A 16,408-nucleotide genomic window follows, 5' to 3' on the forward strand; every position below is an offset into this window, starting at 1 on the left:
CCATCTCCAGGAGTGTCCCTTCATGTCGTTGCGTTCCCTCGCCCTGTTGTCCTTGTGCGTCGTCCTGACCGCTTGCAGCAAGATCAACCAGGAAAACTATTCCAAGCTCAAGGCCGGCATGAACAAGGCCGAGGTCGAGCAGTTGCTCGGCACGCCCAAGGAGTGTTCCGGCGCGCTGGGCATGAGCAGCTGCACCTGGGGTGACGAGAAGAGCTTCATCAGCGTGCAGTACGCGGCGGACAAGGTCCTGATGTATTCCGGGCAGGGCCTCAAATGAGGCACCTGCACCTGCTGCTGGGCGTGTGCCTGGTGATGCTGCTGGGTGGCTGCGCCACCTCGGCCACCGACCCGCTGGCGCCGAAGACCGCAGGTGCGGTCGACCTCAAGCGTTACCAAGGCAAATGGTTCGAGCTGGCGCGCCTGCCAATGAAGTACCAGGACGGTTGTGCCCAGTCCGAGGCCCATTACAACCTCAAGCCCGATGGCACGGTCGGTGTGCTGAACCGTTGCCGTACCCTGGGTGATGAATGGCTGCGTGCCGAGGGCCATGCCACGCCGCAGCAGGCGGGCCACACCGACAAGCTGTGGGTGGAGTTCGACAATTGGTTCACCCGGCTGGTGCCCGGAGTGGCCAAGGGGGATTACTGGATCCTGTTCGTCGACGAGCGCTATCGCACGGCGATCGTCGGCAGCCCGGACCGCAAGTACCTGTGGATACTTTCGCGTACGCCTTCGTTGCCGGCGTGGGAGCGTGAAAACCTGCTGGCCAAGGCGCGGCAGCAGGGCTTTGATACCAGCCGCCTGATCTGGCGCACGCCCGACAAGAGCATCGTCGCCCGGCATTGAGGACGCCATCGCAGGGCAAACCCGCTCCCCACACGTACCAGTGGGAGCGGGCCCCGCGATGTTTCGACTGTCAGTCCAGCAATTGTCGCAGCACTTGTACAAACGCTGCCGCGCTTTGCTCCTCCTGTTCATGCCGCCCTTGGCGCACCACCCACTGCCCGTTGACCATCACATCGCGCACCTGGCGATCAGAACCCGCGAACAACCAGCGGTTGAGAATGGCATCGCCGTCGGCCACGGCCAGATACGGATCCTGCCCGTCCAGTACCAGCCAGTCCGCCCGCTTGCCCACGGCCAGCTCGCCGATCGGCTGCCCCAGCGCCTGGGCGCCGCCCAGCAGCGCGGCGTCGTACAAGGTGCGCCCAACCATCGGCTGATCGGCGTGATACAGGCGATTGCGCCGCTGGTCACGCAGGCGCTGGCCGTACTCCAGCCAGCGCAGTTCCTCGACCACGCTCAAGGACACATGGCTGTCCGAGCCGATACCCATCCGCCCGCCCTGGGCCAGGTAGTCCACCGCCGGGAAGATGCCGTCACCCAAATTCGCCTCTGTGGTCAGGCACAACCCGGCCACCGCGCCACTGCGGGCCATGGCGGCGACTTCGTCGGCTTCGGCGTGGGTGGCGTGGACCAGGCACCAGCGCTGATCGACATCGACATGCTCGTACAGCCATTGCAGCGGGCGGCGGCCGCTCCAGGCCAGGCAGTCATCGACTTCCTTCTGTTGCTCGGCAATGTGGATATGGATCGGGCAGGATTTGTCGCTGGCACCGAGCACATCGGCGATCTGCCCCGGTGTCACGGCGCGCAGCGAGTGGAAGCACAGTCCCAGTGCCTGCGCCGGCTGTTGTGCCAGCAATGGCGCTAGCTGCTGTTGCAGGCGCAGGTATTGTTCGGTTGAGTTGATGAAGCGCCGTTGCCCGTCATTGGGCGCCTGGCCGCCGAACCCGGCATGGCTGTACAGGACCGGCAGCAAGGTCAGGCCGATGCCGCTGGCGGCGGCGGCGGCGCTGATGCGCCGTGACAATTCGGCAGGGTCGGCATAGGCCTGGCCGTTCTGGTCATGGTGCACATAGTGGAACTCGGCCACCGAGGTGTAGCCGGCCTTGAGCATCTCGATATACAGCTGGCGCGCGATCATTTGCAGTTGTTCCGGCGTGATCCGGCCGACCAGGCGGTACATCAGCTCGCGCCAGGTCCAGAAGCTGTCGTTGGGATTGCCGGCCACTTCCGCCAGCCCCGCCATGGCCCGCTGGAATGCGTGCGAGTGCAGGTTGGGCATGCCCGGCAGCAGCGGCCCGGCCAGGCGCTCGGCGCCCTCGGCATCGGCATCGGCCATGATCGCGGCCAGCCGACCGTCGGCGGCGACCTCCAGGCGGACATTGCGGGCCCAGCCCGAAGGGAGCAGGGCGCGTTCGGCGAAGTAGGCGGGCATCGGTGAAATCCTGTTATTGTTAACTTGTATATACATATACAGCCGTTTGCCTGCCGGGTAAACTCCGGCAAGCTACCGTTCACTCCAACCGCACAAGGATTCAACGCCGTGCCGACACTTCCTGTCTCCGCGCTGGTTGCCCAGATGGGCGAAGGGCCGGCGCCGCTCTACGCCCGGGTGAAACAGATGATCATCCAGCAGATCGAGAGCGGCAGCTGGCCGCCTCATCACCGGGTGCCATCGGAAAGCGAACTGGTCAGCGAGCTGGGCTTCAGCCGCATGACCATCAACCGCGCCCTGCGCGAACTCACCGCCGAAGGCCTGCTGGTGCGCATGCAGGGCGTCGGCACCTTCGTCGCCGAACCCAAGAGCCGCTCGGCGCTGTTCGAGGTCAACAACATCGCCGACGAGATCGCCGGCCGTGGCCACCAGCATAGCTGCCAGGTGATCAAGCTCGCCGAGGAAGCCGCCGGTTCCGAACGCGCCCTGGCCCTGGACATGCGCGAAGGCCAGCGGGTCTTCCACTCGCTGATCGTGCATTACGAAAATGGCGTGCCGGTGCAGATTGAGGACCGCTATGTCAACGCGGCCATTGCGCCCGACTACCTGAAACAGGATTTCACCCGGCAGACGCCCTATGCCTACTTGTCGCAAGTGGCGCCGCTCACTGAAGGCGAGCACGTGGTCGAGGCGATCCTTGCCGAACCTGAAGAATGCAAGCTGCTGCAGATCGAGCGGGGCGAGCCGTGCCTGTTGATCCGCCGTCGCACCTGGTCGGGACGCCAGCCGGTCACCGCTGCGCGCCTGATCCATCCCGGTTCCCGTCACCGTCTGGAAGGACGATTCAGCAAATGACCCAGTTGCAGCTGTTGCGTGCCCAGGATTATCCGCGCATGCCCTGGAAAAACGGTGGCGGTTTCACCGAAGAAATCACCCGCGACGCAGGCGATAGCCTGGACGGTTTCGGCTGGCGCCTGTCGATCGCAGATATCGAGGAATCCGGTGGTTTTTCCAGCTTCACCGGGTATCAGCGGATCATTACCGTGTTGCAGGGCGATGGCATGCGCCTGCTGGTCGATGGCCAGGCCAGCAGGCCGTTGCTGCCGTTCGACGCCTTCGCCTTCAGTGGTGAAAGCCAGGTGAGCTGCAAGCTGTTGGGCGGGGCGATTCGCGATTTCAACCTGATTTATGCGCCGCAGCGGTATCGGGCGCGGTTGCAGTGGTTCGATGGTTCGAATCGGCTGTTCAGCTCGGCTTCGACGCTGTTGCTGTTTGCCGCCAGCACTCATGTCGAGGTGGGGCTGGCTGGGGAGCAGACGCAGCAGCTTGAGCGGTATGACTGTCTGCGAATCGACGGCAATGAAGGGTTGTTGGAAATGGATGTACAGGGGCGACTCTGCCTGATCGAGCTGATTTCACACTGATCTGTCATCGCTGAAAGGGGGCTGCTGTGCAGCCCCATCGCTGGCAAGCCAGCTCCCACATGGGCCAAGTGAACCCTGTGGGAGCTGGCTTGCCAGCGATGGGGCGCGTAGCGGCCCCTTTTTCGTTTTTCATCCGAGGAATGGTCACTCTTTTTTGGTTGCCTATGCTTGTACATACAAGTAAAGGTGTGTTTGTATAGTCACCACGACACACACATGCCGTCGGACGACCGCAGAGGACATCCCCGTGACTGACAACAACAAGTACCGTGACGTAGAAATCCGTGCCCCGCGTGGCAACAAGCTGACCGCCAAGAGCTGGCTCACCGAAGCCCCGCTGCGCATGCTGATGAACAACCTCGACCCGCAGGTCGCCGAAAACCCGAAAGAGCTGGTGGTATACGGTGGCATTGGCCGCGCCGCGCGCAACTGGGAGTGCTACGACAAGATCGTCGAGACCCTGACCCGCCTGGAAGACGACGAAACCCTGCTGGTGCAGTCGGGCAAGCCGGTCGGCGTGTTCAAGACCCACAGCAATGCCCCGCGCGTGCTGATCGCCAACTCCAACCTGGTACCGCACTGGGCCAACTGGGAACACTTCAACGAACTGGACGCGAAAGGCCTGGCCATGTACGGCCAGATGACCGCCGGCAGCTGGATCTACATCGGCAGCCAGGGCATCGTCCAGGGCACCTATGAAACCTTCGTCGAGGCCGGCCGCCAGCACTACAACGGCAGCCTCAAGGGCAAGTGGGTACTGACCGCGGGCCTGGGCGGCATGGGCGGCGCCCAGCCACTGGCGGCAACACTTGCCGGCGCCTGCTCGCTGAACATCGAGTGCCAACAGAGCCGCATCGACTTCCGCCTCGAGACCCGCTATGTCGACGAGCAGGCCACTGACCTGGACGACGCCCTGGCGCGCATCGCCAAGTACACCGCCGAAGGCAAGGCCATCTCCATCGCCCTGCACGGCAACGCCGCCGAAATTCTGCCTGAGCTGGTCAAGCGTGGCGTGCGCCCGGACATGGTCACCGACCAGACCAGCGCCCACGACCCGCTCAACGGCTACCTGCCGGCTGGCTGGACCTGGGAGCAGTACCGCGACCGCGCTGTGACCGACCCGGCAGGCGTGGTCAAGGCCGCCAAACAATCGATGGCCGTCCATGTACAAGCCATGCTCGACTTCCAGAAGCAGGGCATCCCGACCTTCGACTACGGCAACAACATCCGCCAGATGGCCAAGGAAGAGGGCGTGGCCAACGCCTTCGACTTCCCGGGCTTCGTCCCGGCGTACATCCGCCCGCTGTTCTGCCGCGGCGTCGGCCCATTCCGCTGGGCCGCGCTGTCCGGCGATGCCGAGGACATCTACAAGACCGACGCCAAGGTCAAGGAACTGATCCCCGACGACGCCCACCTGCACCGCTGGCTGGACATGGCCCGCGAGCGCATCAGCTTCCAGGGCCTGCCGGCGCGCATCTGCTGGGTTGGCCTGGGCCTGCGCGCCAAGCTGGGCCTGGCGTTCAACGAGATGGTGCGCAGCGGCGAGCTGTCGGCTCCCGTCGTCATCGGTCGTGACCACCTGGACTCGGGCTCGGTATCCAGCCCCAACCGCGAAACCGAAGCCATGCGCGACGGCTCCGACGCGGTCTCCGACTGGCCGCTGCTCAACGCCCTGCTCAACACCGCAGGCGGCGCCACCTGGGTTTCGCTGCACCACGGCGGTGGCGTGGGCATGGGCTTCTCCCAGCATTCGGGCATGGTCATCGTCTGCGACGGTACCGATGAGGCCGCCGAGCGCATCGCCCGCGTACTGACCAACGACCCGGGCACCGGCGTGATGCGCCACGCCGACGCCGGCTACCAGATCGCCATCGACTGCGCCAAGGAGCAGGGCCTGGACCTGCCGATGATCACCGGCTGATCGCCGCGCTTTGGATCGCACCCTTCACGGGTGATACTGAACAACAAGAAGGGGGCCATGGCCCCCATGCGATTGGAGTAGCGAAGTGACCGAATTGACCCTCAAGCCCGGCACCCTGACCCTGGCCCAGCTGCGCGCCATCCACGCCGCGCCCGTGCGCCTGCAGCTCGATGCCAGCGCCGCGCCCGCCATCGACGCCAGCGTCGCCTGCGTCGAGCAGATCATCGCCGAAGACCGTACCGCCTACGGCATCAACACCGGTTTCGGCCTGCTGGCCTCGACCCGCATCGCCAGCCACGACCTGGAAAACCTGCAGCGCTCGCTGGTGCTGTCCCACGCCGCCGGTATCGGCGCGCCGCTGGACGACGACCTGGTGCGGCTGATCATGGTGCTCAAGATCAACAGCCTCAGCCGTGGCTTCTCCGGTATCCGCCGCAAAGTCATTGATGCGCTGATCGGCCTGGTCAACGCCGAAGTCTATCCGCACATCCCGCTGAAAGGTTCGGTCGGCGCCTCCGGCGACCTCGCGCCGCTGGCGCACATGTCGCTGGTGCTGCTGGGCGAAGGCAAGGCCCGTTACAAGGGGCAGTGGTTGCCGGCCACCGAAGCCCTGGCCGTCGCCGGCCTGGAGCCGTTGACCCTGGCCGCGAAAGAGGGCCTGGCCCTGCTCAACGGCACCCAGGCCTCCACCGCCTATGCCCTGCGTGGCCTGTTCCAGGCCGAAGACCTGTACGCCGCGGCCATCGCCTGTGGCGGTCTGAGCGTCGAGGCGGCGCTGGGTTCGCGCTCGCCGTTCGATGCGCGCATCCATGAAGTGCGCGGCCAGCGTGGCCAGATCGACACCGCCGCCTGCTTCCGCGACCTGCTGGGCGACTCCAGCGAAGTCTCGCTGTCGCACAAGAACTGCGACAAGGTCCAGGATCCGTACTCCCTGCGCTGCCAGCCGCAAGTCATGGGCGCCTGCCTGACCCAGATCCGCCAGGCCGCCGAAGTGCTGGGCATCGAAGCCAACGCCGTGTCGGACAACCCGCTGGTGTTCGCCGCCGAGGGCGACGTGATCTCCGGTGGCAACTTCCACGCAGAACCCGTGGCCATGGCTGCCGACAACCTGGCCCTGGCCATCGCCGAGATCGGCTCGCTGAGCGAGCGCCGCATCTCGCTGATGATGGACAAGCACATGTCGCAGCTGCCGCCGTTCCTGGTGGAAAACGGTGGGGTGAACTCCGGCTTCATGATCGCCCAGGTCACCGCTGCCGCCCTGGCCAGCGAGAACAAGGCACTGTCGCACCCGCACAGCGTCGACAGCCTGCCGACTTCGGCCAACCAGGAAGACCATGTGTCGATGGCCCCGGCCGCCGGCAAGCGTCTGTGGGAAATGGCCGAGAACACCCGTGGCGTGCTGGCCATCGAATGGCTGGGCGCCTGCCAGGGCCTGGACCTGCGCAAGGGCCTGAAGACCTCGGTCAAGCTGGAACAGGCGCGCCAGGCGCTGCGTCGCGAAGTGCCGCACTATGACCGCGACCGTTTCTTCTCGCCGGATATCGAGGCGGCTGCCGCGTTGCTGGCCAAAGGCACGCTGACCGGGCTGCTGCCGGTTGGCGTTCTGCCAAGCCTGTAACGCCCTCGGGGGCCGCAAAGCGGCCCCCATCCCGATATCACGACCAGAACAACAATAAGGACGTGACATGCAACAAGCTCAAGGTCTCAAGCGCGGGCTATCGGCCCGGCACATCCGTTTCATGGCGCTCGGTTCGGCAATCGGTACCGGGCTTTTCTACGGTTCGGCCTCGGCCATCCAGATGGCCGGCCCGGCCGTGCTGCTGGCCTACCTGATCGGCGGCGCCGCGGTGTTCATGGTCATGCGCGCCCTCGGCGAAATGGCCGTGCACAATCCGGTATCCGGCTCCTTCGGCCACTACGCCAGCACCTACCTCGGCCCCATGGCCGGCTTCATCCTCGGCTGGACCTACGCCTTCGAGATGGTCATCGTTGCCATCGCCGACGTCACGGCCTTCGGGATCTACATGGGCTTCTGGTTCCCCGAAGTGGCACGCTGGATCTGGGTACTCGGTATTGTCTTCCTGATCGGCGGCCTGAACCTGTGCAACGTGCGGGTGTTCGGCGAGATGGAGTTCTGGCTGTCGCTGCTCAAGGTCGGCGCCATCGTCGCGATGATCCTCGCAGGTCTCGGCATCATGGCCTTCGGCTTCAGCCAGGTGGGCAGCGGGCATGCGGTCGGGGTGAGCAACCTGTTCGAACATGGCGGCTTCATGCCCAATGGCGTCAGTGGCCTGATCGCCTCGTTCGCCGTGGTGATGTTCGCCTTCGGCGGCATCGAGATCATCGGCGTCACCGCAGGTGAAGCGAAAGACCCGCAACGCGTGATCCCGAAAGCGATCAACGCCGTGCCGTTGCGCATCCTGCTGTTCTACGTGCTGACCCTGTTCGTGCTGATGTGCCTGTACCCCTGGCCGCAGATCGGCAGCCAGGGCAGCCCGTTCGTGCAGATCTTCAGCAACCTGGGGATTGGCTCGGCGGCGGCGGTGCTTAACATCGTGGTGATTTCGGCAGCCATTTCCGCGATCAACAGCGACATCTTCGGCGCTGGCCGGATGATGTACGGCCTGTCCCAGCACGGCCAGGCGCCGCGTGGCTTTGGCAAGCTGTCCAGGCACGGCGTGCCGTGGATGACCGTGGTGGTGATGGGCGCGGCGCTGCTGGTCGGCGTGCTGCTCAACTACCTGATCCCGGAGAACGTGTTCCTGCTGATCGCGTCGATCGCCACCTTCGCCACCGTGTGGGTGTGGCTGATGATCCTGGTCACCCAGGTAGCCATGCGTCGCAGCATGAGCCGCGAACAAGTCGCCCAACTCAAGTTCCCCGTGCCGTTCTGGCCTTATGGCCCGGCCATGGCCATTGCCTTCATGCTGTTCATCTTCGGTGTGCTGGGTTACTTCCCGGATACCCAGGCGGCATTGATCGTCGGCGTTATCTGGGTCGTGTTCCTGGTCGCTTCCTACCTGCTGTGGTGCAAGCCGCGCGCAGGCGATGGCGAGCCGGTTCGCGAGCCTGCCGAGCTGCACCGCTGAGTCTTACAAGGAGATCCTGATGAGAACCCTCTGGCAGCACTGCCATGCGGCAACCATGGCCGAGGGCCGCTACTCGATCATCGAGGACGCGGCGATCGTCACCAGCGCAGGCCTGATCGAATGGATCGGCCCGCGTGACGAGGTGCCGCCGGTGGCGGCCGATCGCATCGTCGATCTCGGCGGTGCCTGGGTCACCCCGGGGTTGATTGATTGCCACACCCATGCGGTGTTCGGCGGCAACCGCAGCGGCGAGTTCGAGCAGCGCCTGCAAGGCGTCAGCTATGCCGAGATCGCGGCCCAGGGCGGCGGCATCGCCAGCACCGTGCGGGCTACTCGTGCCGCCAGCGAGGACGATCTGCTGGCCAGTGCCCGTCAGCGCGTCCAGGCGCTGATGCGCGACGGCGTGACCACGATCGAGATCAAGTCCGGCTACGGCCTGGACCTCGAGAGCGAGCGCAAGATGTTGCGTGTCGCCCGGCGCCTGGGCGAGGAACTGCCCGTGACCGTGCGCAGCACCTGCCTGGCGGCCCATGCCCTGCCGCCCGAATATGCGGGGCGGGCCGACGACTACATCGCCCATATCTGCGACGTCATGCTCCCGGCATTGGCTGCCGAGGGCCTGGTGGACGCGGTGGATGCGTTCTGTGAGCACCTGGCGTTCTCCCCAGCCCAGGTCGAGCGGGTATTCATCAAGGCTCGTGAGTTGGGACTGCCGGTGAAACTGCACGCCGAGCAACTGTCGTCGTTGCACGGTTCGAGCCTGGCGGCGCGTTACCACGCTCTGTCGGCCGATCACCTGGAGTTCATGACCGAAGAAGACGCCATTGCCATGGCCGAAGCCGGCACAGTGGCGGTGCTGCTGCCGGGGGCGTTCTACTTCCTGCGCGAAACCCAGCTTCCGCCGATGGATGCCCTGCGCCGGCACGGCGTGAAGATCGCCCTGGCCAGCGACCTCAACCCCGGCACCTCGCCAGGGCTGTCGCTGCGCCTGATGTTGAACATGGGCTGCACCTGTTTCCGCATGACCCCGGAGGAGGCTTTGGCCGGTGTCACCGTGCACGCCGCCACGGCGCTGGGCCTGGGCGATAGCCATGGCTCGCTGGAAGAGGGCAAGGTCGCGGACTTCATCGCCTGGCAGATCGAACGCCCCGCCGACCTCAGCTACTGGCTCGGCGGCGACCTGCCCAAGCGCGTGGTGCGCCTGGGCCATGAGATATCCAATTGAGCGAGGGCATATGGACAAGGTATTGAGTTTTCACCAGGGCCGTCTGCCGCTGCTGATCAGCATGCCCCACGCCGGGCTGGGCCTGACCGATGCTGTGCGCGATGGCCTGGTGGACCAGGCGCGCAGCCTGCCGGACACCGACTGGCACATCCCGCGCCTGTACGACTTCGCCCGCGACCTGGGCGCCAGCGTGGTGGCGGCGGAGTATTCGCGTTTCGTCATTGACCTCAACCGGCCGGATGACGACAAGCCACTGTATGCCGGTGCCACCACCGGTCTGTATCCGGCCACGTTGTTCGAGGGCGAGCCGCTGTTCAAGGACGGGCTGGAACCGACTGGCGAGCAGCGCAAACAGTACCTGGAGCAGATCTGGCGCCCTTACCACGACACCATCCGCAACGAGCTGGAGCGTCTGCGCGAGCACTTCGGCTACGCCTTGTTGTGGGATGCCCATTCGATCCGCTCGCTGATTCCGCACCTGTTCGACGGCAAGCTGCCGGACTTCAACCTTGGCACCTTCAACGGTGCAAGTTGCGACCCGGAGCTGGCTCAACGGCTGGAGGGCGTGTGCGCTGAGGCGCAGGGCTACAGCCATGTGCTCAATGGCCGTTTCAAGGGTGGGCATATCACCCGGCATTACGGCGATCCGGCGAACGACATCCATGCGGTGCAACTGGAGCTGGCGCAGAGCACCTACATGGATGAAGTGGAACCTTTCACCTATCGCGAGGAGCTGGCACACCCCACCCAGTCGGTCTTGCGCGGCCTGCTGGAAGCCACCTTGCAATGGGGGCGTGAGCGCTACGGGCGCTGACATGCAGCAATGGCCAGCGCCGTAGCTGCGGGCGCTGGCTTGCGGCTAGTGGTGCTCGGCGCGGATGCGCTGGGTCAGCTCGGCGATCAGGTTTGCCTCCTGTCGGTCGCGCTGAGCCTCCAACGCACGGGTCGGCGCCTCCAGTTCATCCAGGCTGGCCTCTGGATGGTCGTATTGCAGGTTGTTCACTGCGCTCTGGAACTTCGTTTCGAACCGCTCAAAATCGCCAGCGTAGACCTCGCGCAGGTAATCGACCCAGAACGGCGTATAGCCGGCGAACGTCAGGAAGTCCTCCCCCTCCTCAGCCTCCCATATCCGTAACGCAGCATCCGTGGCATCTGCCGAACTCACGTCGGCACCGAACATCATTTCGTCAGCCGGGCTCAGCAGGTCCAGGCGCGAGGCCAGCAGACGCCGATAAGCCAGGCGGACTTCGGCGGCATCCTGGTGCAGTGACCTGGCGCTGGCGATTTCGTCGAGGCGCTCTTGGCGGAAATGGCGGCGCAGCAAACGATAGAGGCGCGACTCGCGATCCGCCCCGGTCGTATCCAGGGCAGTCTGGGCAATCATGTGCATCTGCTCGACCTGCTGGAACTGCAGCAAGATCCCGTCCGGGCAGGTGCCTTCGCGGATGGCCTCGGCAGCAATCGCATCGAACACCTCACGTTCATCTGGCTGGTTCGCTGCCGTTGCCAGGACACGCCAGACACGCTCTATGATGGCTGGCCTGGTGTCGGTGTTGCGATAGGGCACGGCTGTTGTCAGCTGGGTGATCAGTTGCAGCAGGTTGTCCGCATCACCGGCCTGGCGAATTTGCTGCCACTGCGCGTCCCGTGACTGGCGCAAGCTGCCGGCACCCTCAAGCCAAGGGCTGGCATCCATCTCTAGCATCGGCGTCCAGGGGGCAAAGCCATGGCGATGGTAGCTGCCGGTACTGCCCGTGCTACCGAGGCTGCCCAGCGAGCTGCCGAAGGCAACGCCAGGCTCGATACCCATCGGCGACGCGCTGAGAATGTCGAAGGGCAAGTCCATGTCGAAGGTGAAGGTCCGATCGTAGCGCTGTGACAGGTGCGCTGCGCGCATCGTCGCGGGGGTCAACGGGTTGTCGGTCAACAGGATGGCAGTGCTGCCGAACGTGCTTGGCGGGTTTTCGAGAATCGTCTGGGGCAGGGTGGTCAGGCGGTTTTCCCGCAGGTCCAAGGTGTACCTGGGCATCAGGTTGTCCAGCCAGGTCGGCCAGCTTTCCAATCCCATGTTGCGCAGTGCAAGGCGATCAAGGCGTGGGGCCATGCCATTGAGGCTACGCAATTCCGGGCTCAGCCGGTTGCCAGAGATGTCCAGTTCCCGCAAGGCGGGTATGCGTGCGATCACGCGCATCGCCTGATTGTCGATTTCCAGTCCCTGGTTGATCACGCTCAAGCGGCTGAGCGCGGGCAGCCGGGTCAGTGCCTCGGGTAGCCGCGAAAGCGGCTGGACATGGCTGTCGAGGGTCAAATGGGTGATGTGCGTGAAACGCTCAAGCCACTGGTCAAGCTGCTCTGGCGTGCCCTGCATGCGGGTTAGTCGGACAATATCGGCGCAGCGGATGAAGAACTCCGGCAGTGAAGGTGGGAAGTGTTCAACACTGAAGTCATCCAGGTGCCAGGGGCTCAGGGAGTCGTCACGGACACGGCGTTCCCAGAAGTCGAGGATAGATTGGGCGATTCTGGCTCGGGCGTTTGCCGTTTGGCCGTCAGGCACCGACGTGGACGTGGAGGCCATGCTCCACTGGTCCAGGGTGTCGCGTAGCGCTTGATACTGCTCGATGACGAGATTGTGCCCCAGGCTGAAAACGAACCGGCGACGCAGGTTTGTCTGGCTGCGGTGCATATCCAGCAACTGCGCCGGGCGTATGGCATTGCCATCGAGCAGTACACGGGTGTGCGTGCTCTCGCTTTCGGCGTTTTCCAGTAGCAGTGTCGGTACGCGGGTCAGGCTGTTGTGTTGCAGCGACAAGGTGCCGATCCGTTCCAGCGCTGCCGCGTCAAGCCAGTCCGGCCACTGCGCCAGTGCCATCCGCTCCAGACCCAGGTAATCCAGATACCAGTCCGGGAGGCTGAAGCGCGTGAGTGGAGCAAGGCGGTTGCCGCTCAGGTCCAGATAGCTCAACTGAGTGCGAGAGGCGAAGCGCTCGAAGTCCAGCGGGTAGAACGTCAGGTTCTGGTTGATCAGTCTCAGTTCATCGAGCTGTGGAAAACTACTGACGATCAGCGGCAGGCTGTTGGCGAACTCCGAGCCGCCAGCGAGCGGGTCGTAATGACGGCTGATCTCCAGGGCTGACAGATTTGGGAAGTGCCCGAAGATATTGCTCAGTTGCGCTTCGAAATCTGTCCAGGCCAAGCTGCTGTCGGGTGAGTGATCGAGGGCGATGTCGTCCAGCTGCAAGCGGTTGACCCGTAAACCGATGAAGGCAGGCAACTGCCGGGGGAACTCGGCGATGAACATTCTGGAAAGCCGCAGTATCCCTGCTGACTCGTCGAGTTCGGGCACTGCACTATGAATCCAGTGCTGCCACAGGGCCATTTCGATCTCTTGTCGATTGGCGAGACTGGCTCCGAGAGCCAACACCTGGTTAGGGCCGGTGAAGGCCTCGTCCAAACTCTGGCGCAGCTCCTGGCGCTCGACACGCAATTGATCGATCCGCGCCTGTATTTGCGAGGGTGACCGGCCAGCGTTTTCCAGGGCCACCAGGACACGCGCCGAGGATACGGAGAATTCGGGTGCCAAGCTCATGTCGTCAAGTTGCGACAACAAGCTGCTCCTGCTCTGCGCTTCTGGAAGTTTCCCGTCACCGTTCAGGCGGTAGCCCAGCCGCCCATCGGCCAGACGCATGGGCGAACGGAACACCGGTGGCTGCATGTTGAAGACTTTGCGCAGTTCGGCGCGCGGTAGCAGGGGAGCATCCTGCACCCGCTCGTGCAGAGCTGACGCCGAATCGATGCCCAGCGCCAATTTATGCGAGTCGGTCAACGCGTCGAACACTGCGCCGTACAGGCTGTCGTGGATGCGAATCTGCTCATCCGGGGTCTCGGCCGTCGGGGTTTCCAGATAGCCCGCCCAGGCACTGGTTAGCGATACTGTCGAGCTGGTTTTCTCGGGGCCGATACTGTCGATGCGTTGCGGGGAAACCTGGCGATGGTGCAGATCCACCCGCAGGTCTTTGGGCCAGCCTGGCAGCCGTTCGAGCATGCGCAGGGCCAGACGGTCGCTGTCCCAGCTACGCGTGGAATCCAGATACAGGCCTTCGTAGGCACGGGCCAGGCGCACCTGTTGTTGATAGAGCCGAATTTCCCCAGCCAGGCGACCAGGTACCTTACCTGCAGTCAGCATGTGTCGTTCGGCGTACGAGGCATTGCGCGCCAGTTCTTCGCAAAGCCTGACAGGCAGTTTCGGGTAGACCCTTCGAAGCAGCGCCGCGTGAGCGGAAAGGGGGACGATGACTGCCTGGGTGCGGTGCGTGAACTCGGCGCTGCGCGCCATGACCGAGGCCTCGGGAAGCGCCTGCTGTATGTGCTGGTCCATGGCAAAGCGCTCCATCGTGTCTTCCAGCAGCGCCGGTAGCCTCTGGTTGTGACACAGAATGTTGCGCAGCATGTGCTCGTCGCTGCCGCTGACACGCAGTATCTGCTTGGCGGTACGTCCATCGAAGCTGACCTGCAGGTGTCCAAGCCGGCGGAACAGACGCATGTCGGCCCAGCTTCGCGGTTGCTCGGTGGGAAGCAGCCACGCCCCTGCGCCGTTGTGCAGCGCCGTCGGTTGGTAGCTGTTGGCGCGGCCAGGGTGTTCGAGGCGATACCCATTGTCTGCGCGCTTGACCGAGTACACCCGCTCCTCGACCGGCAGCCAGGTTTTGCCTTCGTGGTGGATCAAACCGAATTCGTCGGGCTTGAGTCCGGCCGGCAGCACTTTGTCGTGGTGGAAGGCGGCCAGGTCGGGTTTCCACAGGCGGCGTTCACCGTCAGGCATCTCGACGGGCTGGAGCTCTTCGATGAAGGACGGTGTCTCCACCGGTATTCGCTCGACCACCGGTGTGCCGTTGCCACGGTGAACCGCCGCCAGCGCCGCCATGATGGCGACGTTCTCGATCACATCCATCAGGTACTGCAGTGCTTGCTCGCGATCCCCGTCGAGCCAGCTGCCAATGCCCTCGAAGGTTTCGTTGAGCAGTTGCACTGCGGTTACCCCGAGCATCACGGCACCTAACGGTGCTATGAACATACCCGCGAAATTCAGGGTGTTTAACGCGATAGCCTTGAAGTAGGCGATGTGCCTTCGGGCGGTCTGCTTGTCCATCGTTGCCGTCGGCACGGCGTGGAACAGTCCATCGTCGCGCAGGCGCTGCTGTCGTTGAGTGACTCGCTCGTCCATGCACGGCCTGGTGAAGGGTTGTACGTGCAGGCTGATCTCGGGGTTGGGGGCGGGTAGGTGTTCCTTGTACTGGCCGCTGGCGTTCCAGGTATAGGGTTCAAGCGTGTCGGTGAGTCTGTCGAGGAAACTGCTCCGGTGCCGGTCGGGTATCAGTTGCTGGTGGTTCGCCTGGCGAAATGCTGGCAACTGCTTGGCCAGGAACGCTTCGGCATCGGCCCGGGAGGCATGGCAGGTCAGCGGCTCGGGGAGGCCTGGGAGGTAAAGCACCAGCCAGCCGTCATAGGGATACACCGGGCCGGGTGGGAAGCGCCCGGCACCTGTTGGGATGCGAGCGTCGATTCCAATCGTCATCGCGCCGGTGAGAGTGGTGTGCAGCAGCGTGATGCTGCCACACAGCACAGGGCGCCCGCCGTGTTCGACTTTGTCGTCGCTCGCGAGTTTCAGCAAGGTATCGTGGATGGCATTGCCAATCTTGCCCAGTAAAAAGGCGTGGTGAACGTGCAAGCAGAATGTAGAACGCTCGGCAGCCGTGAACACGCTCCGAACGGCTTCTGCGTCTGGGTGGTTGGCGGGGGGATCGAGCGAGTCGAGCAACGTTTGGTACTTGCCGCCGATATCCAGCTTACGTGCCAGCGCCGCGAAGTCTTCTGCAGCGATGGGCAGCCTGACGGCTTGAGAGGCGAGGCTGAGATCCTTCCTGTCGAGGATGGCCGACTCTTTGTTGCCAGCTTTCAAGCCCCCAGGTCGAGCTTCGAAGGCCTCGAAATTCTGCAGGGCGCTGTGCAGCAGGGATTGAGTCGCCAGTTTCAGGGCTCGGGCTGAAGTGGCGAACGGATCGCTGGTCAGGCTGGACCGCGTCTCTGTGATGGCCGCGGCCCTGGTCAGATTCATCAGGTAGGTTGTCGAAACCTCGATCTGCTGGTCGAAGCGCTGGCGGATCTCGTTCGACAGCAGCTCAGTGGCGTATTGCTCCAGCTGGGGCAGGCCCGCCAGAAGTGTCTTCAGGTCGGCTTCAGCCTGCAGGTGCTGGCCATAGGTTTGCGCCAGTGCCTTGGCCACCGCCGGGTTGTCCTCGCATGCGCGTTCGAGCTGTGGGTCGCGTTGGCTTGCCGCCTGGCGCAGGAGTTGCCGTTGCTCCGGCTGAGCGTCGATCAGCCAGCCGGGTAACTTGCGGCTGATCAGTTGGTGATAGAGACCAGGTTCGGAGGTTGCAGCGTTGGCCGGGTCGAGCATGAGGGCATCTCGTG

The 16,408-nt window shown here is 64.1% G+C and carries 11 protein-coding genes; 9 read left to right on the top strand and 2 right to left on the bottom strand.

The window, feature by feature from the left end; genetic code table 11:
* The first annotated feature begins 22 nt into the window (after window positions 1-22).
* The gene (gene bamE, locus AAHK21_RS15875) at window positions 23-277 is read left to right on the top strand and encodes an outer membrane protein assembly factor BamE (RefSeq protein ID WP_011536093.1); all 255 of its coding nucleotides are present in this window, start codon (window positions 23-25) and stop codon (window positions 275-277) included.
* A complete protein-coding gene (locus AAHK21_RS15880) occupies window positions 274-846 on the top strand; it encodes a lipocalin family protein (RefSeq protein WP_023631132.1) in 573 nt (190 codons plus the stop codon). Before bamE ends, AAHK21_RS15880 begins: the two co-directional genes overlap by 4 nt.
* Before the next feature lie 70 nt (window positions 847-916).
* On the opposite strand, the gene AAHK21_RS15885 is transcribed toward AAHK21_RS15880, so the two are convergent.
* The gene (locus AAHK21_RS15885; protein WP_367857743.1) at window positions 917-2,281 is read right to left on the bottom strand and encodes a formimidoylglutamate deiminase; all 1,365 of its coding nucleotides are present in this window, start codon (window positions 2,279-2,281) and stop codon (window positions 917-919) included.
* 144 nt (window positions 2,282-2,425) lie between these two features.
* On the opposite strand from AAHK21_RS15885, the gene hutC reads away from it, so the two are divergent.
* From hutC to hutG, 7 genes are all read left to right on the top strand, one after another.
* Window positions 2,426-3,136, top strand: a complete 711-nt coding sequence (gene hutC, locus AAHK21_RS15890) for a histidine utilization repressor (RefSeq protein WP_167659468.1) — start codon at window positions 2,426-2,428, stop codon at window positions 3,134-3,136.
* Entirely contained in the window at window positions 3,133-3,705 is a 573-nt protein-coding gene (locus tag AAHK21_RS15895; protein ID WP_367857744.1) for a HutD family protein, read from the top strand. The genes hutC and AAHK21_RS15895 overlap by 4 nt, the downstream gene beginning before the upstream one ends.
* Window positions 3,706-3,952: 247 nt before the next feature.
* The gene (gene hutU, locus AAHK21_RS15900) at window positions 3,953-5,626 is read left to right on the top strand and encodes a urocanate hydratase (RefSeq protein WP_038706939.1); all 1,674 of its coding nucleotides are present in this window, start codon (window positions 3,953-3,955) and stop codon (window positions 5,624-5,626) included.
* Window positions 5,627-5,711: 85 nt separating this feature from the next.
* Window positions 5,712-7,244, top strand: a complete 1,533-nt coding sequence (gene hutH / locus AAHK21_RS15905) for a histidine ammonia-lyase (RefSeq protein ID WP_046853895.1) — start codon at window positions 5,712-5,714, stop codon at window positions 7,242-7,244.
* 67 nt (window positions 7,245-7,311) lie between these two features.
* A complete protein-coding gene (locus tag AAHK21_RS15910) occupies window positions 7,312-8,715 on the top strand; it encodes an amino acid permease (RefSeq protein WP_046853896.1) in 1,404 nt (467 codons plus the stop codon).
* Between the two features lie 19 nt (window positions 8,716-8,734).
* The gene (gene hutI / locus AAHK21_RS15915) at window positions 8,735-9,940 is read left to right on the top strand and encodes an imidazolonepropionase (protein WP_367857745.1); all 1,206 of its coding nucleotides are present in this window, start codon (window positions 8,735-8,737) and stop codon (window positions 9,938-9,940) included.
* 10 nt (window positions 9,941-9,950) lie between these two features.
* Window positions 9,951-10,754 carry an N-formylglutamate deformylase gene (gene hutG, locus AAHK21_RS15920; protein WP_367857746.1) on the top strand — a complete coding sequence of 268 codons (804 nt, stop codon included), beginning with the start codon at window positions 9,951-9,953 and terminating at the stop codon, window positions 10,752-10,754.
* Between the two features lie 45 nt (window positions 10,755-10,799).
* Here the strand turns inward: hutG and AAHK21_RS15925 are convergent, their stop codons facing one another.
* Window positions 10,800-16,394, bottom strand: coding sequence for an NEL-type E3 ubiquitin ligase domain-containing protein (locus AAHK21_RS15925; RefSeq protein ID WP_367857747.1), 5,595 nt, complete (start codon window positions 16,392-16,394; stop codon window positions 10,800-10,802).
* Window positions 16,395-16,408 lie beyond the last annotated feature (14 nt).

The organism is Pseudomonas sp. TE50-2, assembly GCF_040813665.1.
In the GTDB taxonomy this organism is placed as follows: domain Bacteria; phylum Pseudomonadota; class Gammaproteobacteria; order Pseudomonadales; family Pseudomonadaceae; genus Aquipseudomonas; species Aquipseudomonas soli.

Excerpts from the sequence above, each read along its gene's own strand:
- bamE (WP_011536093.1), top strand. The coding sequence starts at position 23 with ATGTCGTTGCGTTCCCTCGCCCTGTTGTCCTTGTGCGTCGTCCTGACC.
- AAHK21_RS15880 (WP_023631132.1), top strand. The coding sequence starts at position 274 with ATGAGGCACCTGCACCTGCTGCTGGGCGTGTGCCTGGTGATGCTGCTG.
- AAHK21_RS15885 (WP_367857743.1), bottom strand. The coding sequence starts at position 2,281 with ATGCCCGCCTACTTCGCCGAACGCGCCCTGCTCCCTTCGGGCTGGGCC.
- hutC (WP_167659468.1), top strand. The coding sequence starts at position 2,426 with ATGGGCGAAGGGCCGGCGCCGCTCTACGCCCGGGTGAAACAGATGATC.
- AAHK21_RS15895 (WP_367857744.1), top strand. The coding sequence starts at position 3,133 with ATGACCCAGTTGCAGCTGTTGCGTGCCCAGGATTATCCGCGCATGCCC.
- AAHK21_RS15910 (WP_046853896.1), top strand. The coding sequence starts at position 7,312 with ATGCAACAAGCTCAAGGTCTCAAGCGCGGGCTATCGGCCCGGCACATC.
- hutI (WP_367857745.1), top strand. The coding sequence starts at position 8,735 with ATGAGAACCCTCTGGCAGCACTGCCATGCGGCAACCATGGCCGAGGGC.
- hutG (WP_367857746.1), top strand. The coding sequence starts at position 9,951 with ATGGACAAGGTATTGAGTTTTCACCAGGGCCGTCTGCCGCTGCTGATC.
- AAHK21_RS15925 (WP_367857747.1), bottom strand. The coding sequence starts at position 16,394 with ATGCTCGACCCGGCCAACGCTGCAACCTCCGAACCTGGTCTCTATCAC.